The sequence below is a fragment of the Vibrio sp. D404a genome (genome assembly GCF_030248535.1).
In the GTDB taxonomy this organism is placed as follows: domain Bacteria; phylum Pseudomonadota; class Gammaproteobacteria; order Enterobacterales; family Vibrionaceae; genus Vibrio.
In genome coordinates this window covers 141,499-165,228 of record NZ_JAHGAJ010000014.1, presented here as the reverse complement: position 1 = coordinate 165,228, position 23,730 = coordinate 141,499, and the positions used below count along the sequence as shown (strand labels likewise).

20 protein-coding genes are annotated in these 23,730 nt (G+C 45.8%); 13 read left to right on the top strand and 7 right to left on the bottom strand.

The genetic code is table 11. From position 1 onward, the window contains the following. Positions 1 to 59 precede the first annotated feature (59 nt). Entirely contained in the window at positions 60 to 515 is a 456-nt protein-coding gene (locus KI655_RS08765; protein WP_285403744.1) for a methylglyoxal synthase, read from the top strand. 110 nt (positions 516 to 625) lie between these two features. Here the strand turns inward: KI655_RS08765 and KI655_RS08760 are convergent, their stop codons facing one another. Further along, positions 626 to 976: a VOC family protein gene (locus tag KI655_RS08760; RefSeq protein ID WP_285353611.1), complete on the bottom strand. Its 351-nt coding sequence runs from the start codon at positions 974 to 976 to the stop codon at positions 626 to 628. Positions 977 to 1,014: 38 nt separating this feature from the next. Then, positions 1,015 to 3,090 (bottom strand): DNA helicase IV, encoded by a 2,076-nt coding sequence (gene helD, locus KI655_RS08755; RefSeq protein WP_285403743.1) that lies wholly within the window; start codon positions 3,088 to 3,090, stop codon positions 1,015 to 1,017. 176 nt (positions 3,091 to 3,266) lie between these two features. On the opposite strand from helD, the gene yccS reads away from it, so the two are divergent. From yccS to KI655_RS08730, 5 genes are all read left to right on the top strand, one after another. Then, complete coding sequence (gene yccS / locus KI655_RS08750; protein WP_285403742.1) at positions 3,267 to 5,429, top strand: YccS family putative transporter; 2,163 nt, start codon at positions 3,267 to 3,269, stop codon at positions 5,427 to 5,429. A gap of 420 nt (positions 5,430 to 5,849) precedes the next feature. After that, positions 5,850 to 6,023 carry a hypothetical protein gene (locus tag KI655_RS08745; protein WP_285403741.1) on the top strand — a complete coding sequence of 58 codons (174 nt, stop codon included), beginning with the start codon at positions 5,850 to 5,852 and terminating at the stop codon, positions 6,021 to 6,023. Positions 6,024 to 6,392: 369 nt separating this feature from the next. After that, complete coding sequence (locus tag KI655_RS08740) at positions 6,393 to 6,713, top strand: hypothetical protein (protein ID WP_285403740.1); 321 nt, start codon at positions 6,393 to 6,395, stop codon at positions 6,711 to 6,713. Positions 6,714 to 6,879: 166 nt separating this feature from the next. Then, the gene (locus KI655_RS08735) at positions 6,880 to 8,139 is read left to right on the top strand and encodes a hydroxymethylglutaryl-CoA reductase (RefSeq protein ID WP_285403739.1); all 1,260 of its coding nucleotides are present in this window, start codon (positions 6,880 to 6,882) and stop codon (positions 8,137 to 8,139) included. Positions 8,140 to 8,173: 34 nt separating this feature from the next. Further along, complete coding sequence (locus KI655_RS08730; RefSeq protein ID WP_285403737.1) at positions 8,174 to 9,097, top strand: LysR family transcriptional regulator; 924 nt, start codon at positions 8,174 to 8,176, stop codon at positions 9,095 to 9,097. Here the strand turns inward: KI655_RS08730 and KI655_RS08725 are convergent, their stop codons facing one another. The 3 genes from KI655_RS08725 to KI655_RS08715 form a co-directional block, all read right to left on the bottom strand. Then, positions 9,098 to 10,003: a YjjW family glycine radical enzyme activase gene (locus KI655_RS08725; RefSeq protein ID WP_285403736.1), complete on the bottom strand. Its 906-nt coding sequence runs from the start codon at positions 10,001 to 10,003 to the stop codon at positions 9,098 to 9,100. A gap of 16 nt (positions 10,004 to 10,019) precedes the next feature. Continuing rightward, on the bottom strand, positions 10,020 to 11,576 hold the full coding sequence (locus KI655_RS08720; protein ID WP_285403734.1) for a YjjI family glycine radical enzyme: 1,557 nt from the start codon (positions 11,574 to 11,576) through the stop codon (positions 10,020 to 10,022). A 211-nt stretch (positions 11,577 to 11,787) separates the two neighbouring features. Beyond that, complete coding sequence (locus tag KI655_RS08715; protein WP_285403733.1) at positions 11,788 to 12,387, bottom strand: class I SAM-dependent methyltransferase; 600 nt, start codon at positions 12,385 to 12,387, stop codon at positions 11,788 to 11,790. A 162-nt stretch (positions 12,388 to 12,549) separates the two neighbouring features. Here KI655_RS08715 and KI655_RS08710 point away from each other — a divergent pair, with 162 nt between their 5' ends. Together KI655_RS08710 and KI655_RS08705 are read left to right on the top strand one after the other, a co-directional pair. Further along, the gene (locus KI655_RS08710; RefSeq protein WP_285403731.1) at positions 12,550 to 13,428 is read left to right on the top strand and encodes a LysR family transcriptional regulator; all 879 of its coding nucleotides are present in this window, start codon (positions 12,550 to 12,552) and stop codon (positions 13,426 to 13,428) included. 338 nt (positions 13,429 to 13,766) lie between these two features. Next, the gene (locus KI655_RS08705) at positions 13,767 to 14,663 is read left to right on the top strand and encodes a cation diffusion facilitator family transporter (protein WP_285403730.1); all 897 of its coding nucleotides are present in this window, start codon (positions 13,767 to 13,769) and stop codon (positions 14,661 to 14,663) included. Positions 14,664 to 14,681: 18 nt separating this feature from the next. On the opposite strand, the gene yddG is transcribed toward KI655_RS08705, so the two are convergent. Then, a complete protein-coding gene (gene yddG / locus KI655_RS08700) occupies positions 14,682 to 15,623 on the bottom strand; it encodes an aromatic amino acid DMT transporter YddG (protein WP_285403728.1) in 942 nt (313 codons plus the stop codon). A gap of 155 nt (positions 15,624 to 15,778) precedes the next feature. Here yddG and KI655_RS08695 point away from each other — a divergent pair, with 155 nt between their 5' ends. Further along, entirely contained in the window at positions 15,779 to 17,947 is a 2,169-nt protein-coding gene (locus tag KI655_RS08695; RefSeq protein WP_285403726.1) for a diguanylate cyclase, read from the top strand. A 162-nt stretch (positions 17,948 to 18,109) separates the two neighbouring features. Here KI655_RS08695 and yjjG read toward each other — a convergent pair whose 3' ends face one another. Next, a complete protein-coding gene (yjjG, locus tag KI655_RS08690; protein ID WP_285403724.1) occupies positions 18,110 to 18,784 on the bottom strand; it encodes a pyrimidine 5'-nucleotidase in 675 nt (224 codons plus the stop codon). A gap of 194 nt (positions 18,785 to 18,978) precedes the next feature. On the opposite strand from yjjG, the gene KI655_RS08685 reads away from it, so the two are divergent. From KI655_RS08685 to KI655_RS08670, 4 genes are all read left to right on the top strand, one after another. Continuing rightward, on the top strand, positions 18,979 to 19,140 hold the full coding sequence (locus KI655_RS08685; RefSeq protein ID WP_285352361.1) for a hypothetical protein: 162 nt from the start codon (positions 18,979 to 18,981) through the stop codon (positions 19,138 to 19,140). Between the two features lie 254 nt (positions 19,141 to 19,394). Further along, complete coding sequence (gene yiaY, locus KI655_RS08680; protein WP_285403723.1) at positions 19,395 to 20,543, top strand: L-threonine dehydrogenase; 1,149 nt, start codon at positions 19,395 to 19,397, stop codon at positions 20,541 to 20,543. A gap of 414 nt (positions 20,544 to 20,957) precedes the next feature. Beyond that, on the top strand, positions 20,958 to 22,400 hold the full coding sequence (locus KI655_RS08675) for a hypothetical protein (protein WP_285403721.1): 1,443 nt from the start codon (positions 20,958 to 20,960) through the stop codon (positions 22,398 to 22,400). Positions 22,401 to 22,439: 39 nt separating this feature from the next. After that, positions 22,440 to 23,672 carry a hypothetical protein gene (locus KI655_RS08670; RefSeq protein WP_285403720.1) on the top strand — a complete coding sequence of 411 codons (1,233 nt, stop codon included), beginning with the start codon at positions 22,440 to 22,442 and terminating at the stop codon, positions 23,670 to 23,672. Positions 23,673 to 23,730: the final 58 nt, after the last annotated feature.

The window sequence follows — 23,730 nt, the reverse complement described above, 5'->3', positions numbered from 1 at the left end:
ATTGATGATTAGAAATTGAAAAGAATCAAAAATATAAGCCAATAATTTAGGAAACATTCATGCAAAAAACGACACGTACGATGCCTGCTCACAAGCACATCGCTTTGGTGGCACACGATAACTTTAAGCCAGAATTGCTGCGTTGGGTAAAAGAGAATAAAGAGAAACTACAAGGGCATTTCTTGTACGCGACAGGTACTACAGGTCACCTACTAAGCAAAGAGACAGGCTTGGCGATTAAGAGCATGATCAGTGGCCCAATGGGTGGCGACCAACAACTTGGTGCGCTAATTTCTGAAGGTAAGATCGACATGATGATCTTCTTCTGGGATCCACTGAATGCCGTACCACACGACCCAGACGTAAAAGCTCTGCTTCGTATCGCGAGTGTTTGGAACATTCCAGTCGCAACTAACCGAGCAACAGCAAACTTCTTGTTCAACTCTAAACTGCTAGACGAAGAAGTTTCAATCGAGATCCCAGACTACGAAGCTTACCTAGCAGACCGCACTTAATTAGACTTCGTATTACAGATGTAAAAAGAGCCTGCGTACTTGCAGGCTCTTTTATTTGGTTGCGACTAACATTCTGTAACGGCTATAAAGAGCGTACAAACAGGTAGAGCTTATTTATCGCTCCACACCGCCATCTCATTGCCGCTCGGCTCGCAGAAATGAAAACGACGACCGCCGGGAAACGCGAAAATATCACGCTTGATCATGCCGCCCGCTTCAACAATATCTTGCTCTGTCTGCTCTAAACCTTGGCTGTAAAACACCATGAGTGCGCCACCCGCACTGGCATCACAGGCCAATTCTGACTGGTAAAAACCACCCATTAAGCCTTTAGCAGTAAAGGCCGTATATTCTGGGCCATAGTCTTCAAACTGCCACTGAAAGACCGACTCGAAGAAGGTTTTCGTCTTGTCTAAGTCTTTTGCTGCAAACTCAATGTAATTGATCGAACCATGTTCCATTTCGGCCTCCTTACCAAAAATGTCGGCTTGGTTACGGGTTATTTTCTACGAACAACCGGATAATCCGATTGATGTAACTCTTGTACAAAGCCTGAGCCATCGCCACTGTGGGTGATCCAGACCTTCTCTTTTGCACGTGTCATAGCAACATAAAACAGTCTTCGTTCTTCCGCATATGGGAAGGTGTCTGAAGACTCAGTTAACGCACCGTCGATATGAAGTTGTTTCTTCTTCGTCGGGAACTGCCCTTCATCGACACATAGAATGATCACAAAGTCCGCTTCTTTGCCTTTACTTGCGTGGCAGGTCATAAAGCTCATGTTGAGCGATGTGTAGATCTTCTGCCAGTCAGCCAATAGCTCCGGTTTGTGATAATGGTTTCGTCCAAGCAACAACACCGATTTAGGGCTCTTACCCTTAACTTGTCGATTCAGTTGATCGAGGATCTTCTCCACGTCTTTACTTGGTGCGGTATACACCGCCTTCTGTTTTTGCTGCTTAAAGCTATTCAGCTCTTTTGGCAGCTGAATAGGGTTTTCTTGCACAAAGCGATTGGCTACCGCACCTAATTGGTTATTAAAGCGGTAAGTTGTGTCTAAATGATGAATCGTCGAACTTTCAAAGCGATCTTTAAATCCAGTGGTTAAATCGACATCCGCGCCGGCAAACTGATAAATAGATTGCCAGTCGTCACCCACCGCAAAAATCGAGGCTTTGTGTTCAGCTTTGGTTTGATTGCAGAGCGCTTCAACCAAGGCGAGACGATCTGGTGAGATATCTTGATACTCATCGATCATGATGAATTTCCACGGTGAGATGAATCGCCCTTTCTCAACATATTGAGTGGCGCGACTGATCATCATCGAGAAATCGATCTGGTTATTCTCTTTCAAATGTTTCTGCCACGCCGTCACGCATGGCCAGCACAGAGCTAACTCGCTATTGAGTCGCGTGTAGTCTGGGTGGTCAATCAGCTGTTGCTGAACCTCTTTCTTGGTTAAGCCAGAGCCGTTGAGTTGTTCCAGTTGTTTCTCTAACCAACCTATTAGCTTGAGGTTAGATACGTGGCTTCCTAGCTCCTCATCGCCTTTCAAATACGCTATAGGCCATTTAGAGAGGTGCTTTTGCCAACGTTTGAAGTTGGTTGGCGTCATCCAGTGTTTTTTCAACCAGTCGATACACCAGGCTTGACGCTGATTATCATCCAGAGCCAATGGAGAGATAGTGACGGGTTCGTTCTCAACTTGATTAAGAATTTTTAAGCCGAGTTGGTGGAAGGTGTTCACCTGAACCTTTTCAGCAGATGAGCCAATTTTGTTGTCTAGGCGCTGTTTCATTTCGTCAGCTGCCTCACGGCCAAACGCCAACAACAGCAATTCTTCGGCTTGCGCTTGGTGGCTCTGTAGCAGGTAGGCTACGCGTGCAGTCAATACGCTGGTTTTGCCAGAGCCTGCACCCGCTAAGATCAAGTTATGATCGTCGTTCATTAACACCGCATATTGCTGAGAGAGGTTAAGCGGTGACGACTCACACTGCGCAAACAGCACTTCCCAGTTCTGACGTTCTCGCTCTAGCCACAAGCGGTTGCGCTCTGCTTGTTGCTCTTCGGTATCCAGTAACCAAGGGGCAAGGCGAGCGATGCGATTTGGCATACGTGCCGACGCTTCATCAAGTGTCATCACCATCGACTCTAGGCCAAGATTGACTCTAGTGACCCACTGATCGACTTGAGAGTGTGGCAAGAAGGCCGGTAATTGCTCTAATCGAGTCAGCTCGGCTTCCCACTCAGGTACGTGTTCAGCAAGCTGTTCACACTGCGTATCGTGCCATTGTTGGTACGCATTGACCGCAGTACGTGCAAATTGACGGCACTCTTCCCATGGCAAGCCTTGAACCAACCAACTGCGCTGCTGACCTTGCTGCGTATTAGCAAAAAACTGCAATGAGCCCCAAAACAAACCGCGCTTTATCGCGACCTTACCGCTCCATATAGTAAACGGGATTCGCTCCTCACTACCAACGGAAGAGAGAAGTAAACGTGAACCATCGAGCTCAACTTGATGGTATTCATTTTGGATAAAAAACTGTGCAGTCTTATTTGCGCTTAGCTGCATTGGGTTTGCTCTTAAATGGGAGATAGTGAATTTATATCATGATGCAAGGATAAATAATAATGTCCAACTTCTTATCGTTGTTTTCATGACCACCTAGGACTAATTATGAATTAGTATCAAATTCTTGTGCTTGATTTCTGTTAGGATTATGTTTTTAGCTTGAATAGCGAGCGACTGTGAACTTCTCCAATAATTTACGCCTCTACTGGGCGAACAAAACCATAAATTACAGCGTCCTCATTCTTATTACTCTTCTGGGTGTTGTGGTACCCGCTTGGTACTACGAACAAAATACGTTAATCACGCCACTCATTCTTGGTGTCATTGCTGCCGCACTGGCTGAAAGTGATGACAGCTTCACCGGTCGGCTCAAAGCGCTCACACTGACCTTCATCTGTTTCGCTATTGCAGCCTTTTCTATCGAGCTGTTATTCGACACACCTTGGCTGTTTGCGATAGGTCTATTTGCATCCACTTTCTCTTTCATCATGCTGGGTGCGATTGGTCCTAAATACGCCAGTATCGCATTTGGCTCCCTACTCGTTGCCATCTATACCATGTTGGGTGCACACGAGAGCACCAACTTGTGGTTCCAACCATTACTCCTTTTAACGGGTGCGGCGTGGTACTACTTCATGTCGATGATTTGGCAGATCTTCTGGCCAATGCAGCCAGTGCAACAAAATCTCGCTACTGTATTTGATCAAATTGGCAATTACATGGAGTCGAAAGCAGAGCTGTTTTATCCCGTGACCGACTTGGTACCTCAGCCACACCGTATTATTGAGGCTAAGCTCAACGCCAGTACGGTGAATGCACTCAACATGTGTAAAGCAACCCTACTTAACCGCTCTAAGCGTGGTCATGTTGATGGCGCGAGTGACCGTTTTCTCAATACCTATTTCATAGCTCAAGACATTCATGAACGAGTGAGCTCCACCCACTACCGCTACCAAGAGCTTGCTAAACACTTTGAACGCTCAGATGTGCTATTTCGCTTTAAGTATCTGCTCGAAGCTCAAGCTAAGGCATGTCAGGAGATCGCGAGCTCGCTTAAAGTCGGCGCAGAGTACCAACACAGTGACAAGTCGGTATTAGCCTTGGATGAGCTAATGTCCTCACTCAATCACCTGCATCAACAAAATCGTCCAGAGTGGCGACCGCTACTTAGCCAACTCGATTTTCTGTTTAATAACCTGGCGACGGTAGAAAAGCAGCTCTCTAACATCAACAACCCAGACGCAGAGAAGCTTGAAGAAGATGTGTTGGATGACACCAACCCGCATACCTTAAAAGCGATGTGGCATAAGATCCGCGCCAACCTGCACAAAGATTCAATGCTATTCCGTCACGCGATCCGCATGGCGGTCACCTTGACCGTTGGCTATGGGATCATTCAGGGCTTTGAGATTGAGCGCGGCTATTGGATTTTGCTGACTACGCTGTTCGTTTGTCAGCCTAACTACAGTGCCACTCGCCAAAAACTCACAGCGCGTGTCATCGGCACAGTGGTAGGCCTATTGATAGGGGTGCCGCTACTGACTTTCTTCCCGTCGCAAGAGAGCCAATTGGTGTTCATTGTGGTGAGCGGTGTGATGTTCTTTGCGTTTCGCATTAACAACTACGGGTTTGCAACCGGCTTTATCACCCTGTTGGTTCTATTCTGTTTCAACCAACTCGGTGAGGGTTATGCCGTGGTACTCCCTCGCCTTGCGGATACCTTTATTGGGTGTGCGTTGGCGGTATTAGCTGTGATGTATCTATTCCCTGACTGGCAGTCAAAACGCTTGCATAAGGTCATGGCCGATGCCCTTGACGCCAACAAATCCTATTTAGCACAGATTATTGGTCAATATCGTATCGGTAAGAAAGACAGCTTGAGTTATCGAATCGCTCGTCGCAGCGCTCACAATAACGATGCCAACCTAACTGTGGCAATCAGCAGTATGCTGGTCGAGCCGGGTAAGTATCGCACTTCGGTTGATGAGAGTTTCCGATTCCTAACGCTCAACCATGCTCTATTAAGCTATATCTCGGCCTTAGGTGCACACAGAACACGCATTGATGATGAAGCGACTCATAAACTGGTACTAGATGCACACCGCGTGATCCACGAGCACTTGGATGCACTTCATGATCAACTTTATTGCCACAGCGAACAGTGTGAAATTAAAAACAGTTACGAGCCTGAATTGGATAATCGCCTAAGTGAGTGGCGTGAAGAAGATGAAAGTTCTGTCAGAATGGTCTTACAACAGCTTCATTTGATCTACCGAATGCTGCCAGAACTGCACACATTAGCTACCAAGTTCGCCGTTAAAGTAACGCTTTCAAAATAGTTGCATATTGAATACAAAGCCGTCGCACTTCGAACATAAAGCAGTCAAATGTCGGACAAAAGCGAGGCATCAAAAAAGCGTTTAACAAACAGAAAGATAGCTCAAAAACACGCCGTTTTTGACTATCTTTTTGCTTTTGAGCGACTGTCATAAAAATCAAACACTTATGCAATAAAGCCCTTCAAGCCCCGTCATTACTGGCCTCATCAAAATTTACATTGTCGGAATTCTCTGACTTTGATTGACCGAGCACTAACTTTGCCTGACATTTCTCGGACAAAATTTGGTCACGTAAACTTATAGTTGTCTTATAAATTGGAAACACCAAATATTCGGTGAATTTCCTCTCATTTTATTTGAATTATGCCACTGAGCTACTATGCTCACAGTAGCGTAATTAGATGATGTAAGGTCGTATTTATGAACGCAACACAATTTGAAGCACTAAAACAGCAGATTCATCTTTTGAGCAATCAACAGCTTATCGCTCTTCAAGGTGAAATCGACGACACTATCGACAACAAAGTCGAAAGCAAGCAAGATCCTTTGCTTACGGACGAAGAAATGAAAGCACTAAGTGAGCTGTTTAGTTAATTATAATTACTAAACAGCTCCTTATTTCCTCATTAACGACACACCCGCACTTTTAATCACCCGCTCCAAACACTGCGCCACCCTCTAAGAAAAACTCAGAAACTGCGTCACTGGCTTTGACGCCAATATCTCCAGCAACACTAGTTTAGTCCTGTTTGGCTTTTTCTACCTGATATAGCCCTTCAACCTTGGTATGACTTCTCTACTTTGTATAGCTTGTTAAACTCTTTTCGCTAAACCAATATCTAGCTTGCTCATAATTGTCTCACTCACTTATAAATATCTAACTTGCTCACAAGTATCATATTTTTGTTGCGTTCAAATATTAGCCAACCTAAACTCAAGGTAAGGATTTAACGAGGGCATTGCATGTCAATTTCAGGAATACATTCTGGCTACGCAATCATGCAGCAGTCTGCGAACATGGCGGAAGAAGCCGCTGTGGAACTCAATCAGCTCGCGCAGAATGAACCTCAATTAGAGCAAGAGATGACGCCGAAAAGCGATCTCAGCTTCAATCAACTCCCAACCGCAGACCCGCTTCAAAAAGAAACCGTCAGCGAACCCATGCCCTCTCACAGTGACGCCTTAGTCAAACTCACTCAAAGTGCCAGCTACAATCGTGTTGGTGCATCCGTTATAGAGCGTCAAAACGAAGCCATTGGAAGCCTGTTAGACATTCACATCTAATATGGTGCTTAACAGCCTGACCATAACCCTCACACAAAAGTCCGCGTTTCCGCTTCTATTGCTGAACAAACTGTAACTCATTATATCTGGCGCTTGTTTCTCACTCATTACTCGGTAGAATCACCGCAAAATATCTCTTGCTGTTCCAACTGTACCAATAATAATTATGCCAAAACTCAACCTGCACCGTCGTGACTATGTTTCAATTTTAGGTGGCGATATCACCGCAGAAGAATTAGAACAAAAGCTGCAACCTCATTTTGAAAAGCCAACTAAGAAGCTGACGCCTAGCCCTTACTTGACTGAAAAAAATCTGACTCGCCGTTGGACAGCACTCGATAACCCAAAAAGCCAAGCTGAGTTGCTTGATACTCATACTTTGGCGCAGTTCTCTGCGTACGAGAAAAACATCGAACACTTCATTGGTACAGTTAAAGTGCCTGTCGGTATTGCAGGACCACTACGCGTTAATGGCCTATTTGCCGAAGGGGATTACTTAGTCCCACTAGCGACGACTGAAGCGGCACTGGTTGCCTCTTACAATCGTGGTTCTAAGCTCATTTCAGCCTGCGGTGGCGCTAGCGCAATGCTGCTGAATGAAGGGGTAACTCGAACACCGGGTTTCGCTTTTCAAAGCTTGGCCGAGGCAGGACAGTTTGTGGCTTGGGTGGTCACACAGTATGACCACTTTAAGGTATTGGCTGAGTCTACAACTTCACACGGTAAGCTCACGGATATTAGCTGTAATATCGAGGGTAACCACGTCTACCTCGTGTTTGAATTCCTAACTGGCGATGCTTCTGGTCAAAACATGGTGACCATTGCTACCAACGCGGTATTCGAATACATCATCGAGCACACGCCAGTTGAACCAAATCATGCGTTCCTCGATGGTAATCTCTCTGGTGATAAAAAGGCCAACACTCAAACCCTTCGCAGTGTGCGTGGCAAAAAAGTTACGGCTGAAATCAACATCCCTGCCAAATTGGTTGAAAAGTACCTGCACACCACGCCTGAGAAAATGGTTCAATTTGGTCAAATGACCACGGTGGGAGGAGCATTAAGTGGCACTATTGGCATCAATGCCCACTACGCTAACGCACTAGCCGCACTTTACATTGCCTGCGGCCAAGATGCGGCTTGCGTTGCAGAATCCGCGATTGGTATGACTCGCATGGAGCTCAACAAAGAAGGCGGCCTGTACGCGAGCGTAACGCTACCGAACCTAATGTTAGGTACTGTCGGCGGCGGTACTGGCTTACCAAGTCAGAAAGCGTGTCTAGACCTATTAGGCTTACACGGTAATGGTAACTCACAGGCTTTGGCTGAGGTGTGCGCGGCTCTGTGTTTAGCGGGTGAGCTCTCGATTGTGGGTGCGTTTTGTGCTGGACATTTTTCTCGTGCTCATCACAAGCTAGCGCGTTAGAATCCAGTCTGAATCAATCCTTTCTGGAGCACTGATGGATTACCTCCACCTCTCGCGTGTTAGCCTAAAACACCTTACTGTTCTGCACGTGATGCTTAATACACACAGCGTGACTCAAACGGCAGAGCAGTTGTTCGTTACTCCATCCAGTGTCAGTAAAACACTTTCTCAGCTTAGAGAGATTGTTGATGATGAGCTTTTCTACCGCGACGGTACTAAGCTCATCCCTACCCCATTTGCTCTTCAAATCGCGCCAACCGTACATGCCATTTTATCGAGTATGAATGGATTGCTGCATGAGAAAAACTTTGTCCCTGAGACGTATCAAGGCAGCTTTACGTTATCCATGCGCGAGAGTACCTTCGAGGTGTTTTCACACATCATCAGCCAGATCACCACTCAGTTAGCTCCGAATGCAGCGCTGAAGGTCTATTCGAAGCAGCAATTTGGCTTCGATGCACTGCTGAGTGGAAAGGTGAATGCGATTTTGCTGCCTCATGATATTTCTCAACCACCAACCGAAAATAAAGAACTTGTCTGGAAGACGCTGCTCTCTGACGAAATGGTTTGTCTGATGGGAGCAGACCATCCCCTCGCGAATGCCGAGCTAACGATCGATGATTACTTGAACTACAAGCACATTGGCATTTTTGATAATGAGCTGTCGCAGCCCTTTTTTGAACAGAACTTGGTTCAGTGCCACAAACCGCGCGATGTCGCGATATCAGTCGCGGACTTTGGTTCAGCCGCCGTGCTGTGCCACCAGACACCCTACTTGTTCACCTGCTCCAAGCTCTGGTCGCAGAAAGCACTACAAGCCAAAGGGTTAGTTGCGAAACCATTACCCTTCGATTATGGCAAGGTAGCGTATAGCTTGGTGTGGAACCGACCGAACATGAACGACCAAGCAATGAAGTGGTTGTGTGATCAGTTTATTGAGCAAGAGAATCAAGCTTAATTAGGTATAAACTTGCGGCGTTAGCATCGGCCTTTGCACAAACATAAACAATTGGTCATGGAACTCATTCATTTGCTGCTTGGTGCATTTGGGCCACTTTAAGGCTTCCCCAACCACGCCATGGTGCTGAAACGCATTGAGTCGAATCGTGACGCTTTGTGGCAACGATTGAAGATAACGACCTACCTGTTCGACTTCTGTATCTAAGTCGCTCTTTCCGGGAATATGCAGTAAGCGCACCTCGTGTAGCTTTTCATGTTGCGCAAGGAAGTTGATTGAGGAGAGTACTCTGTGATTCTCACGTCCTACCAACCATTGATGCGTCTCATTTTGCCAAGATTTAAGGTCGACCATTGCGCCATCAAGGTATGGAAGCACCTTTGCCCATCCCTCTTGTGAGAGCGCTCCATTACTATCAATAAAACAGGTTAGATGTGACAACTGAGGATCATTTTTGATCGCCTTGAAAAGCTCGATAATGAACGGCAGTTGCATTGTTGCTTCACCACCAGAGATCGTCACACCACTTAAGAAAAACTGGTTCTCTCTTGCGATCTCTAGCACATCAGACACCGTCATTGTGGTGATTTTAGGACTCGACTTATGATCACACACATCAATGCACTTATCGCAATGGGTGCACTTTTCAGGGTGCCATGTGACCCTTCCCGTCTCTTGGTTTGTGCTCAAAGCCTCACTAGGACAGTGTGAGACACAATCGCCACAATGATTGCAATGGTTGATGGTATGCGGGTTGTGGCAGGTAATGCAGTCAAAGTTGCAGCCTTGCAGAAACAGTACCAAGCGATTTCCCGGTCCATCAACACAAGAAAAGGTCAGCACACGGCTGACCTTCGCTTGTTTTTCTGCCTTTATTTTTTTATTAACCCTAGCCATTTGAGTCATTAGATCAGAAAACTTTTTATTCGTAGGTTGGTGACATTTCTAAGCTCGCCACACGAGGCTTACGCTCTAAAATACCGGTGTTCTTCGCAGCCTCGGCGCCCAAGAAAGTGGTATTGGTACGTGATCCTTCGTCATCGTATTTAGCGATATCAGACAGCTTGATCATGTAGCCAGTCACGCGAACCAGATCGTTAGATGCAACGTTTGCCGTAAACTCACGGTAGCCCGCTTGAATTGCCCCTTTACACAGGTTGAACATCGCTTCTGGATTCGATTTCACCGTCTCATCAATGGTCAAGATGTCACTGATACCCGATGTATAGAACTTATGATGACCTGCGGTTGCTCGTACGTAAGAGACCGGATCTGGTTCTGTGCCGTAAGGAATACGTACGCCCGGTGTCACGTCTTTGTCTAGGCTGATACCACCTTGGGCATGCAGCAACGCTTTGCCATTCAAGCCATATTGAACCGGTGACGATTCAACAATCTCTGCTAGCTTTTCAGAAATCGTGTGACCGAGTGTGTTCGCCGCTTCACTGTGACCGTATTGAGCGTCAACGCCCTCTTTCTCCATTAAGGTATTGACTGCTTCTGCCATGCCATAAATGCCAAACATTGGTGCGAATCGAGCCTCTTCAATCAAACCTTCTTTGGTTAGGAAGCCTTCAAAGAAATTCGACTCTTCATGAAGGAAACGGCTGCGAGCATCCATCAACTCAACCATTACTTTTGCGTAGTGAGGTAGGACTTGATTCAAGAAGTCGTCACGGTTTTCCGCTTTCAACGCCACTTCTTTAAGATTCATGCGTACTAGCGTGTTAGAACCACCCGCCAGCGGAAGGGAGTTGTAACAGCTCACAATGCCAAAGCGTTTATCACCATAAGCAGCAGCATGTGCTGGGTAGTTCGCAATGTGTGGCTTACTGCACTCACAGATGTTGCTTGCTGCTTGACGCAGTAGATCATCAGAGGTTACCGCTGGGTCATACATAAACGTCAAGTTCGGAGCGATCTGTTTAAGCTCAGCATCTACACGTAGGATCGTACGACAGATGATGTTGTCCGCAGGGCCAATATTTACATGCATGAAGGCATCCGGCAGTGTGCGATCGAGCATGATCCAGAATAGCTTCAACTTTTGGTAGATTTGCTCATCGGTTAGATCTCCAACGAATGGCATCAACACATCGTCAAGTTGACCAAGGTAAACAGGAATCGATGTTACAGACGGCACGTGATGGTAGATGATCGTCAACATATTGAGCGCTTCATCCAGGTTAGTCGCCGCGCCAAGCTCTAAATACTCTGAGCCTTGATATAAGTATTTAGAATAGTCTGGCAGGACATAGCGCGGCTTAAACGGTGCATGGCCTTCAAACATGTCACACAATACACCCTCTTTTAGCGCTAGCTCAGCCTCTTGACTGATTGGCATATAAGGTAGGCTTGCTTCTGCCTCTAGAGCGAGATAGCTCGACTTCTGCTTGGCGGATAAATTGGCATCCGAAATGATAGTGTGGAAACGCTGCTGAAGCTCAGACATTGGTGATGACGGTGTTTGGTGGCTCATGATAAAACCCTTTAGTTTTGTATGGGCTTATTCTATGAGAGTTATTTAGTTTCCACTATTGAAATTTAATTAAGCCTATATTTCCAAAATGGAAACGAATATATATACCTAGGAGGGAGTCACGAAAGCCGATATAGCGGGCAAAAGAAAACCCACACTGAATAACAGCATGGGTTTAGTCTATCTTTTAGTATCAACGCATTAGCGTGATTTAGTATGGGTGGTAAGACTGCTTGCGCCCAACGCCCATAAGTACCTTTAATTTACCCTGAGGGGTATCAATCGAAAACGGTACCGCTACTTCTACGTCTGAGAAACCTGCCGCACTCAACACGTTTTCTGAACGGCTCAGTGTCAAACCTGACGCTTCGTCGTCACTCTCTACACACCAATCCCAATGAACAAATAGTCCGTCTTCTTCTAACAGTGTGTAAATCAAACTGACAGTGTCTTGTAGGTTAGGAATAAACCCACACACCGAAGAAGCGACTACGACGTCAAATTGCTTTCGAAATGCAGGGTGTTGTGCTGCTAAACCACGAGAAAGAATATCAACAACGGGCTCTACATTGGGTAGCTCTTTTTTGTCGAGTTCTTCAATCATGGCTTCAGAGAAATCTAAAGCAATAATCTCTTTTGCAAAAGGGGACACTTTTTGGCTAAGCAGACCGGTGCCACAACCAAAGTCAAGGACACGGGTTCCGTTTAGATTAACGAGTTGGCTTAACTGGTCAAATACGGCTTTTGCAAATTCAGCCGCTGTAGGGTCATTTTCCCAGTCTTTTGCATACTCGTCCCATTGTTTCGCCATCATGGCCTCCATCTTTACTTCTTGTACGTTCGGAACCCTCTCAGATTAAACTAAATTAATCCATTCGTCATAGAGTTATCATGCAATGATGGACTATTTCTAAGAGAGTCAGCACAATATTCACATATAAATACTACGATTCTCGGTCATTCTGGAAAATCTATGAACTTGTCTCAAATCCAAGCCTTTTGCTCCGTTGCAGACCTCGGCTCTGTCTCAGAGGCTGCACGCCAACTCGAATGCAACCGAACGAAGCTCAGCATGTCGATCAAAGCGCTTGAAAAAGAGTTGGACGTTGAACTGTTTGTTCGCAGCGGGAACCATGTTGAATTGTCAGAAGCGGGAAAAGCCATCTACAAAGACTGTGAAGGAATGCTGGTAACAGCGGCTCGTATTAAACAAACCTGTTTGCACGTTTCAGGTGAGTTTAACGCCGAGATCTGGATTGCCCGTGACGATTCACTGCCTGATGAAATGTGGCAAGACCTATCGCACAAGCTCAACAATCGCTACGCTTCTACTTCATTTAATATTGTGCTCGCGTCCAGTGGTGATTTAGCCAACCTAGTTGAAACTCAGCAGGTCGATTTTGCATTTGGTGTTGATTACGAGCGTGTAGACGATCCAAGGATTCTCTATAACCCACTTGGTAAGATTCGCATGATGTCGGTCTGTCAGAAGGGGCATGCATTGAGCCAGATGCGCCGAGTATCTGATGAAGTGCTACGTAACTCGATGCAAGCGACCATGGTTTATCTTAATGAAAAGGATAACCCGGTATTAGACCCCTTCTCGCGCCGCTATATTGGTTTTTCAAGCTTTGACTACATGCTCGATACCATAATGAGAGAAGACGCATGGGGCGTAATGCCAGAGCCATTGATTCGCCACCTACTTCGCGAGCAGAAACTCTCGGTTATCAAACACACTTACGGTTTAACCCAAGAAGATTACTGCATGTTTACCGCAGCTGGCATGGCAGAGCATCCAGGTATGAATTGGTTAGCGGATAAGATCAGCGATTATCTTTTCGATTTCTAGCATCGTGCATAATCTCTAGCATCCTTAACTTTCTCAATGAGCACCCGTTACCAAGGTGCTCATTTCGTTACTTACTGCCCCAACATCCATAGCGCAACTCAATACTCTCCAATCTTGTATTTGTAGGTTGTGTTGTTTGCTCCACAAGCGCACTCACTCTTCATTTGTCATATCAGTCAGTGTCAAAATTAATGACACGCACAATTAACTGTAACCTTCTGATTTAATTATAAAACCATAATAGAAGTCTTTATTTCCATTTATAAAAGGCAGATTGGGTTTGAAAAACTCGCTCAGTATTAGAACAATGAAGATATCAAAGACACTAGGAAATCATTATGTGTGACAGGACAAACCAAAACGAAAATCGAGTATTAATGTTCTCTGCCCTTCTTGCATCTGGCTTTGCATTGGGAGGCTTGGCACTTGGCTTAATCGTTGGTTCCCTCGTCATCGTATTCGATGGTGTTTATTCGCTGATCAGTTTACTGTTAACTTTATTGTCACTAGCTGCATCGAAGTACATCAATCGTCCGTCTGACTCTAACTTCCCATTTGGCCGCGCGATTATCGAGCCTATCGTTATCGCATTTAAAGCTGCGGTTATTCTTATCGTTGTGGGTTATTCATTGTACTCAGCGATTGGTGCTCTCATGACGGGTGGCCGTGAAGTGGATGCTTCAATTGCAACCGTCTTCGGTGTACTGAACGTACTCGGCTGTAGCTATGCTTGGTGGTACATCGCTAAGAAGAGCAAGAGCTTCTCTTCTGGTCTGATTGAAGCGGAATCTAAGCAGTGGCAAATGGATACGCTATTGAGTGTTGCGGTAACCGCTGGTTTCGTTGCGGCATGGTTGATGACTTTCTCTCCATTCGCTGAATACGCAGTGTATGCAGACCCAATGATGATGGTATTGATGTCGTTCTACTTTATTAAAGTGCCATTCGATATGCTGAAAAACGCAATGCGTGAGCTGCTAATGATGTCGGCAAACAAAGAGATTTGTGAAAAGGTTGACGAAAACGTTGTTGCCGTTGATAAAGAAGCGGAACAAGATCTTGAGCTAAGAGGCGTAACGAAAGTCGGTCAAGAATTACGTATCAATGTGGATATCCACACCAAAAATCAAACAACCATCGCGGTTAATGATATTGAGAAGACGCGTCGCCTACTGAAACGACGCTTATCTAAGATGCCATACGAGCTCAAACTCAACTTGAGCATCGCAAGCTAGAAGGCGGCCAATTAACGACTAGGTTTTCGCTTGCTCGACATCGCTACTCTTCGATTTAGCCGACACTTTCTGTGTCGGCTTTTCTCTTGTCACCCACCAGCAAGCCAATGAACCAATTGTCACCATACATACGCCTTGCCAGAACGTCATGGTCAATGAAATCCCTAGCAAGATTGATGAAAACAACGTAGCAAAAATGGGGGTGAAATAAGACATTGTGGCAAGAAACACCATGTTGCCTCCAAGAATCGCAGTATTCCAAAGCGCGTAGCCTGCCCCCATGGCGGCGCCTGCAAGCAATAGATCGATAGCGGCACTGGTTGTCATCACCATGCCCGTTTCTGCGCTCAAAGCGTATTTAATCCATAAGGTGATCGCCGTTGCGATAAAGAACAAAACAATGGCATTCTGCCCTTTTGCGACACGTTGCGTGTAATTGCAGTAAACCGCCCAAATAATCGCACCAAAGAAGGCCATAGAATAAGTTAGCGGGTTGGTCGATACGTTCGCTGCAATTTGAGCGATAGATAATCCTTCATCACCACTGATGCTCCACGCCACACCAAAGAACGCTAATACGATGCTTGGGTAAACCAAAAGGCTGGTTTTCTTTTTACTCAACAGCACCGCAAACAGAACCGTAAGCGCTGGCCATAAGTAATTAATTACAGCCATTTCGATTGCTTGATGTCGGCTGTTCGCCATACCTAACGCGAGCGCAAGAAAGATCTCATAACAGACAAACAGTGAACCACCGATCAATAGATACGATTTAGAGAACCGCGACAGTTTGGGAAAGCCCATCACCAATACCAGCAATATAGAGCTCACAGTATACAAACTCGCAGCACCGCCGATTGGCCCCAGTTGCTCTGCCACACTGCGAGAGAGTGCAATCAAACAGCTCCATAAAAGAATAGCTAGTAAGCCATAACAGCTATAACGATGAGTCTTTAACACTTGTCTACCTTTCCACAACGCTGATAACAGCCATCAAACAAACCGCGAGCATAAACCAGAACCCCGTCTAATTGATAGAAAAAAAAAAATAACGCTTCCCACAATAAACAACACACCATACAATATAAGAAACTGTTACTATATTCGCGGCGTTAATGAAAAATACCGATAGCTTTACTCACTACTTAGATCTCAAACTCAAGGAAGTCATCGCCTCACAGGGCGCGGAAGCTATTACCCAACTCAAAGCCGTGATGGATGCAGAGGCGATTCGCCTAGATAGAACCATTCCAAGCGCCATCAAATTGTTCGTGGAAGGTTTCTGCGAACTGAGAAAAGGCAGAATCAAGAAAGCCCTTGGTTACCTCAGCCAATCCCTGCATAAAGCTGACGCATCAACATCTGTGGTGTTAAAGTTCTATATCGAGTATGGCTTAGGTATCGCAATGATCCGCTCTGGTAACTTCACAGAAGCGATTGTCGCACTCACCAAAGCATCAGAGTGTAAGCACATTGAAAACCCTTACCTATTGGCACGGATCTACGCCAATCTGGGTTATATTTTCTTGGAAGCAAAAGACTTCCATAAAGCGCATTACTACTGCGAGCTTGCTTGGGAAACTAACTCTCAAAAGCCTGAGAACATCGTTCTCTCACCAGTGCTCACCAACTTGGCCTTTACCAATAGTAAGCTAGGCCGCTTCGATGTCGCCGAGTACCAGTTTAAACAATACCAACTGGCGCTTGCAAAGCATGACAGCGCATTAGGCAAGTTTTTCTTTCACAACGCTTATGGTGCCCATCTAGAGCTATTAGGTGACCCTAAGCAAGCCTTGAAGCACTTCTGCCAAGCGATTCAAGTCGCTGAATCAATCTCTGATGATTTCTATTTGTTGGATGCGCTATTGGAGTACTGTCGTTGTGCTGTCGAAAGCCAAAACATCGAACATCTCAACAACCATGTTCAAAAAGCGCTCCCTCTGGTTAATTCCTTTGGCAGCGCCAAGATCATGGAAGCGTTCGCCGACATTCTTTATCAAGAGTCTAAGTTCAACGGCGACTCCATCGTAAAAAGCAATATGCTGGAGCAAGCCTTTGAATTGCAGTCCAAAGCACTCAAATTGCACGTCAATAGCAATAGTGAGTCGATAGCGCAACTCTACCAGTTACACTCAGAGAGACCGCAACTGGAGAATGCGCAGTCGCTGGCTAAGAACCTAGAATTGATCTCTTCATTTGGTGAGTACTTGGGTTCGCACAATGATCTAACCGACATGGTGTTCAGGCTCTATAAAGACTTATCAAAATTGATGTCGATAGATTGCATTGCCCTTGGCTTGTATGACGAACAGTCTCAGCTGCTGCATTACGATCAGTTTATCGACCTTGGAAACTTATTGCCTCCGTTCACGATTGACTGTAATGGTGAAGCGACCTTAAGCACCTACTGCATCGACAATAATGTGTCGTTTGTTCACGGTCGATTCTCCGCGGAAGTATTACAGCAATTGTTGAACAATGAACCGACCGTGCGCGCTTTTGTTGGGACTACTCAAGAAGACTACCCCTCGGTGATCATGATCCCACTCACGCTGGATAGAAAAACGCTTGGTGTGCTAACAGTACAAACCCACCAGCCACATGCGTATCAGGACTATCATGTGTCCTTGATCAAACACTTGGGTTCGTATATTGCTGTCGATTTACAAAACAAACAGCAGCAAAAGCAATTAGTCGCACAAAAGAAAGAGCTTAACCGCCTCGTGAACTTGGACCCGTTAACTGGGCTGTTCAACCGTGTATCTCTGGCGTCCTCAATACAAGGGCTTCAAAAGTGCTCTGAGGCAGGAAATCAGATTTCGGTTCTATTGATTGATATCGACTTTTACAAGCAATACAACGACAGCTACGGCCATGTGAAGGGCGATGACGTGTTAAAAGAGATCGCCAACCTGCTACGTATTCACTTCACTGACAAGTATTGCAAAGTGTTCCGCTATGGCGGCGATGAGTTTCTTATTTTGACTGAGTGCTTAATGAAGCCGAATCTTGAACGTAAGACTCGTCATTTCATGTCAGATCTGCATCAACGCAATATTGCGCACCGTTCTTCGCAATGCAGCGATCGAATCACAGTGTCTATTGGCGGAGCGATTTTCGAGCACAGAACCAAGAGCCTAATGCTCGACTCTGAGCTGATTCAAAAGGCCGATGAAGCGCTCTACATCATTAAAGACAGAGGCCGAAACGGCGCGTTGATCTTAGAGGCTGAAACGGCTAATACACCAGAGCCTAGTGACGCACTGCCACTACCCTTTATGTAATCCAGTCCTAGAGCAACGTGGCGGTTCACTTATAAAGGCAAGAGGAATATTGGGAATCTGACTAGCAAGCCATAACCCAGTAGTAGCAGAACAAACACGTAAAAAAAATAAAAGGTACCCCGCCTGCGCTCCGGGTACCTTTTTCAATCTTTTTGTTCGGCTCTACGCTAACAGCAGCGCCTTAAGCTCGTTCAATGACGCGACTTGATAGTGAGGCTCAATACCATTAGGTTTAGGCTTGCCCTCAACATTGAGCCAGCATGTTTCGATACCAAAATCGATACCACCTAAGATATCTGAATGCGGGTTATCGCCAACCATCAACATACGCTCTTTCGCTGGCTCACCAATGATACGGTGTGTATGGTCGAAGATAGCAAAGTCTGGCTTAGCCACACCCACCTCTTCTGAGATCACCACATGATCAAAGTAGTCCGTCATCCCTGTACGCTCTAGGCGAATAGATTGCAGTTCAGTAAAACCGTTGGTGATGATGCCCATTTTTACTTTACCTTGCAGTGCTTCCATTAGCTCTTTTGCGCCCGGCAGCAGGGTACAGATATCTGCCATTGCGGTTAAGAAAGCGCTGTTCAATACTGCGGTTGTGGTGTCGAGCTTTTGTGCCCAAGACTCGAAACGTGTGTGCTTTAGTTGGTCGGCCGTGATGCGGCCATCTTGGTAATCAACCCAAAGCGGTAAATTGACTTTTTGGTATGCCGCGTAGTCTTGCTCGTTAAACTCGACGCCAAATCGAGAGAACATCAGCTTCATTCCCTTAAACGAGTCAAAGTGAAACAACGTTTCATCCGCATCAAAAAATATCCAGTCGTACTTCATTACCTATCCTAATTGGGTTCGATCGTTCTTAAGAGGCTATGCCTCATACCTTTGCACACTTTCCACACAACTGTGAGCTCGTAGAAAGTTCTGACCTTTTATAAAAATCACGCATCAACTTATGATGTATCGCAAATTTTGCCACATATTAAACTAATAACATACAAGAAACACCGTTCAATACCGGAGGTATTATGAAGCACTTTTTACCATCATCTGTCATGCTCACACCATTTCTTGTAAAAAATTACGACGCGTTTGTGGGTGATGATACTGAATCAGAAACTGACGAAGAGGTCATGACTAGTAACGCGGCTAATCAAGAGCCAATCGATAAAGAGAAAACAGAAAGTTAATAATATTATAAGTTTATGTGTATTTTTCGCATCAACAATAGTCATTCTCATATAGATGGCGTACCGTTCGCGCCACCTAATATTATTTAAATTATCATTAGAAACGAGCTAACCGTTTGCTTCATGAAGCACGTCACAATCCCTAGCCATAAAGTGGTAGTTAGTAGCGAAAATTGTCCCAGATCAATTGTTCCACAGGCCTTTATCGCCAACATAGAACTCAAGCAAAAATCATAATTTAACTGGAGCAACTCATGGCTAGTGCATTTTACATCCCTACAATTAACTTCATGGGCACAGGCTGTCTAAAAGACGCAGCTGACAGCATTCAATCGCAAGGTTTCAAAAAAGGTTTGATCGTTACTGATAAAATCTTGAACCAAATCGGTGTTGTAAAACAAGTACAAGACCTACTAGAAGAGCGTGGCGTTAACACAGTTGTATTCGATGGTACTCAACCAAACCCAACAACAGCTAACGTAAATGATGGCCTAGAGCTGCTAACAAACAACGAGTGTGACTTCGTGGTTTCTCTAGGTGGTGGTTCACCACACGACTGTGCAAAAGGTATCGCACTGGTTGCTGCAAATGGCGGTAAGATCGGCGACTACGAAGGCGTTGACCAATCAGAAAAACCAATGATGCCACTGATCGCTATCAACACAACGGCGGGTACGGCTTCTGAAATGACTCGCTTCTGTATCATCACAGATGAAGCTCGTCACATTAAGATGGCGATCGTTGATAAGCACACAACGCCACTTATCTCTGTAAACGATCCTGAGTTGATGCTTGCTAAGCCTGCATCGCTGACTGCTGCAACAGGTATGGATGCGCTGACTCACGCTATCGAAGCGTACGTATCTATCGCAGCGACACCGATTACTGATGCCGTTGCAATCAAAGCGATTGAGCTTATCCAAGCACACCTACGCACTGCAGTAAGCAACGGTGACGACATCGAAGCTCGTGAGCAAATGGCTTACGCACAGTTCATGGCAGGTATGGCATTCAACAATGCATCTCTAGGTTACGTACACGCTATGGCGCACCAACTGGGTGGTTTCTACGACCTACCACACGGTGTATGTAACGCAATTCTTCTTCCACACGTACAACGCTACAACGCGCAAGTTTGTCCTGAGCGTCTACGTGATGTGGCAAAAGCAATGGGTGTAAATGTTGAAGAGATGACAGCAGAGCAAGGCGCAGAAGCGGCTATCGCATCTATCGTAGCTCTGGCTGCTGATGTTGGTATCCCAGCAGGTATCGCTCAACTTGGTGCGAAACTGGAAGACATCCCTACTCTGTCTGACAATGCACTAAAAGATGCTTGTGGTTTCACTAACCCGAAACAAGCAACACATGAAGAGATCTCTGCAATCTTTGAAGCAGCGATGTAATTCTAAGTAGTCGCATTTTCTTAGGGCGCTTCTGTTTGGAAGTGTTCTAAAAGAGCAACTCTATATTTTAGTTTTAAAGCGGGCTTACCACAGGTGAGCCCGCTTTTTTATCGAGCGACATCACACTTCCAAAGTGAAACAGATCACATAATTAAACAAAGGTTTTTGTTATTTCTTTTGGGTAAACTCGCCACAATTAAACCGTCTACCCAACGCTGAAAACCGCATCTCCCTCAATTATCTCTTATTTGTCTTATTGTTAGTTACACCACCAATCATCACTCACACAGATTAATACCAAGCCTTATTATTCATGTCGCGAACGACACAATTTTGAGCCCCTTGCACAAGTGAATTTCGTTTCCTAGCTTTCATATGCAACAACTCTATACAACGTCAGTTTAGGATGAACTAATGAAAAAGAACCCACTCACTATTGTGCTAGGGCTAAGCGCTAGTGTGGGTCTGATCGGGTGTTTTGACGACTCCGATTCAGACTCCTCTAGCGACACCAGTTCTTATAGTGTGACAGCCATTGACGGTTACCTGCGTGATGCCACTGTCTGGCTGGATCTCAATAGGAACTACGTGTTAGACAGCGGAGAGCCCACCGCCACATCGGGAGAAGGTGGTGTTGCTGAGTTAGATGTCAGCGGTATCGATAACCCGTCCCAATACCCAGTTGTGGTACAGGCCATTGCGGGACAAACCGTTGATGAAGACCAAGGCCAAGTGACAGAAAGCTATGTAATGTCGGCACCAGCCGGAGAAACCGCAGTCACGCCACTTTCGACCCTTGTACACAACACATTAGAGCAAGACTCTAGCCTTTCCAAAGAAGATGCAACCCAGCAAGTCGCCACTCAATTAGGTATCGACGTCGATGATGTTCTCGGTGACTTTTTAGAGGGTGACGGTGCACCAAAAGCCGCCTATGCCGCTGAAAAGATCGTTGAGTTAGGGGCGCTTCCAGAAGATCCCGAAGACTTACAAAAAGCGACAGAGGAAGGCTCTTCTGAAGCAGGCAAGTTTACGATTGTGGTGGCTGGTGTAAACGAAGAAATCAAAGCCATTCTCGATACCATTGATGACGAACAAACCCCAGAACAAATCAAGGACGACTTAGAAAATACTGCCGACATTGTCATTGCCGATGAAGATGGAGACGGCGTCAAAGATAGCGTCGATCAGTTCTTAGGTAACCCTAATGAATGGGTTGACGCCGACGAAGACGATCTAGGTGACAACTTAGCCGACCCCTACCCAAATGACAGCGATAACGACAGCTACAACAATGATGTCGACCTATTCCCTAACGATGCCACCAAAGCCGGGGATCTCGATTCTGACGGCACTGATGAAATCGATGACCCTTACCCCAACGACACTGACAACGATGGTTATAGCAATGACGTCGATGAGTTCCCGGATGATGACACACGTTCTGGTGATGACGACAACGATGGCTATGACAACCTCGATGATGAATTCCCAACAGATCCAACGCGAGCTGGGGATTCCGACGGTGACAACATCGATAACATCGATGATCAGTACCCGAACGACACCGACAACGACGGCTACGACAATGACGTCGACATGTATCCAAATGACAACACCCGCGCTGGTGATGACGACGACGATGGTTACGACAACTTAGATGATGACTATCCGAACGATGATACACGCTCAGGTGACTTAGATAACGATGGCATCGATAACCTTAATGATAACTGCATAAACACTGCGAATGCTGACCAAGCCGACTCGGACAACGATGGTGTTGGCGACGCTTGTGCAACCAGCACAGCGTTAACGTGGGATAGCACCAATTGGGATGATAGTAACTGGCAGTAAACGCCCGTTCACAGAATACGGATATATAAGGAATTTAACATGAACACCACCATGAAACTTGTATTGGCAACAGCAGTTAGCAGTGCGTTTACGTCGAGTGCATTTGCTGAGGTGCCAAATACTTTTACCGCCAATACTCCAGCTAAAGCGAGTGAGGTGAATGCCAACTTCACAGCGCTTGACCAAGACATCTCATCCTTAGGCACTGAGGTTGATGATTTGACGGATGAGGTAGACTCTATCGAGGCGAGAGTCACCAGTTTGGAAGACTCTGGCGTTTCGTCAGATGCCTATTCTACCGTCGATATTAACTGCAGTGACGATGCTGATTCTCTGAAAGATGCACTTGAAGACTCTCGCAATACCACCACCAGAACAACCTATAACGTGACAGGGGCGTGCAATGCGGTATTCATTGTTCGTAATGACGTAAAAATTGTCGGCTCGGATGGTGCCAGTATCCTTGCAGGAGCCACGGAAGACGAACCAGAAGCCGTTTTCATTGATGGCCAATCCACGGTGAGACTTCAAGACATCACCCTTGGCGGCATGCTCTTCGCCAGAAACAGCTCATCTGTACGCTTTGATAACGTGACTTTACCTACTGCGGTAGAAGATGGTGACGAGTATCAAACCAACGTAACAATTCGAACTGCTTATCTGCGAGTCAATTCTGGTTCAGTGAACAATCTCGCGCTGCATCTTAATCGCAACGCCAGTGTCGATATTCGCAGCAGTATTACCGGTACCGCTGCACAAGCTATCGCCGATGCTAACTCCAGTCTTGTCGTCGACAGCGGTGACGTCTCGTTCACTAACCTAGAGGCTATCGGTAGCTCGTTTGTTTATGTGTCGAACCTTGTCGCAGAGAATGTCGTTGTTGAGGCTGGCTCGACGCTAGAAGCCGATGAACTCAACGTGAGTAATGAGCTGGAGGCGTGGGGTAATTCCCGAATCTCGGTTTGGGGCGATGCTACCATCACAAACGAAACATATATCTCTCAAGCAAGCTCTTTTGTGTCAGATGGCGATGTTTCAAGTGGTGTTTTCGAATGTGAATCTAACTCGATGTTCCAAATCTTAGGTAACTTAACTGTTACTGGCACCTTTGACTGGGACGAATCCAACACCAGTGGTTTGAGTGTCCAACGCGGCTGTCATGGTCAATATGGTGTAGACGAAGAGAATGGCGGCACCTTCAGCGGCAACTTCATCAAAGACAACTACTCGGCATTACTAGACGGACAATATATGGAGGTATTTCCGGATTAACTCACCCTAAAGACGTAAACGATATTGTCTATGTTAAGCCGGGAAAACAACGTACTTC

Bases quoted from the DNA above. Each gene is read 5' to 3' on its own strand.
- KI655_RS08765 (WP_285403744.1), top strand. From the start codon at position 60: ATGCAAAAAACGACACGTACGATGCCTGCTCACAAGCACATCGCTTTG.
- KI655_RS08760 (WP_285353611.1), bottom strand. From the start codon at position 976: ATGGAACATGGTTCGATCAATTACATTGAGTTTGCAGCAAAAGACTTA.
- helD (WP_285403743.1), bottom strand. From the start codon at position 3,090: ATGCAGCTAAGCGCAAATAAGACTGCACAGTTTTTTATCCAAAATGAA.
- KI655_RS08745 (WP_285403741.1), top strand. From the start codon at position 5,850: ATGAACGCAACACAATTTGAAGCACTAAAACAGCAGATTCATCTTTTG.
- KI655_RS08740 (WP_285403740.1), top strand. From the start codon at position 6,393: ATGTCAATTTCAGGAATACATTCTGGCTACGCAATCATGCAGCAGTCT.
- KI655_RS08735 (WP_285403739.1), top strand. From the start codon at position 6,880: ATGCCAAAACTCAACCTGCACCGTCGTGACTATGTTTCAATTTTAGGT.
- KI655_RS08730 (WP_285403737.1), top strand. From the start codon at position 8,174: ATGGATTACCTCCACCTCTCGCGTGTTAGCCTAAAACACCTTACTGTT.
- KI655_RS08725 (WP_285403736.1), bottom strand. From the start codon at position 10,003: ATGACTCAAATGGCTAGGGTTAATAAAAAAATAAAGGCAGAAAAACAA.
- KI655_RS08720 (WP_285403734.1), bottom strand. From the start codon at position 11,576: ATGAGCCACCAAACACCGTCATCACCAATGTCTGAGCTTCAGCAGCGT.
- KI655_RS08715 (WP_285403733.1), bottom strand. From the start codon at position 12,387: ATGGCGAAACAATGGGACGAGTATGCAAAAGACTGGGAAAATGACCCT.
- KI655_RS08710 (WP_285403731.1), top strand. From the start codon at position 12,550: ATGAACTTGTCTCAAATCCAAGCCTTTTGCTCCGTTGCAGACCTCGGC.
- KI655_RS08705 (WP_285403730.1), top strand. From the start codon at position 13,767: ATGTGTGACAGGACAAACCAAAACGAAAATCGAGTATTAATGTTCTCT.
- KI655_RS08695 (WP_285403726.1), top strand. From the start codon at position 15,779: ATGAAAAATACCGATAGCTTTACTCACTACTTAGATCTCAAACTCAAG.
- yjjG (WP_285403724.1), bottom strand. From the start codon at position 18,784: ATGAAGTACGACTGGATATTTTTTGATGCGGATGAAACGTTGTTTCAC.
- KI655_RS08685 (WP_285352361.1), top strand. From the start codon at position 18,979: ATGAAGCACTTTTTACCATCATCTGTCATGCTCACACCATTTCTTGTA.
- yiaY (WP_285403723.1), top strand. From the start codon at position 19,395: ATGGCTAGTGCATTTTACATCCCTACAATTAACTTCATGGGCACAGGC.
- KI655_RS08675 (WP_285403721.1), top strand. From the start codon at position 20,958: ATGAAAAAGAACCCACTCACTATTGTGCTAGGGCTAAGCGCTAGTGTG.
- KI655_RS08670 (WP_285403720.1), top strand. From the start codon at position 22,440: ATGAACACCACCATGAAACTTGTATTGGCAACAGCAGTTAGCAGTGCG.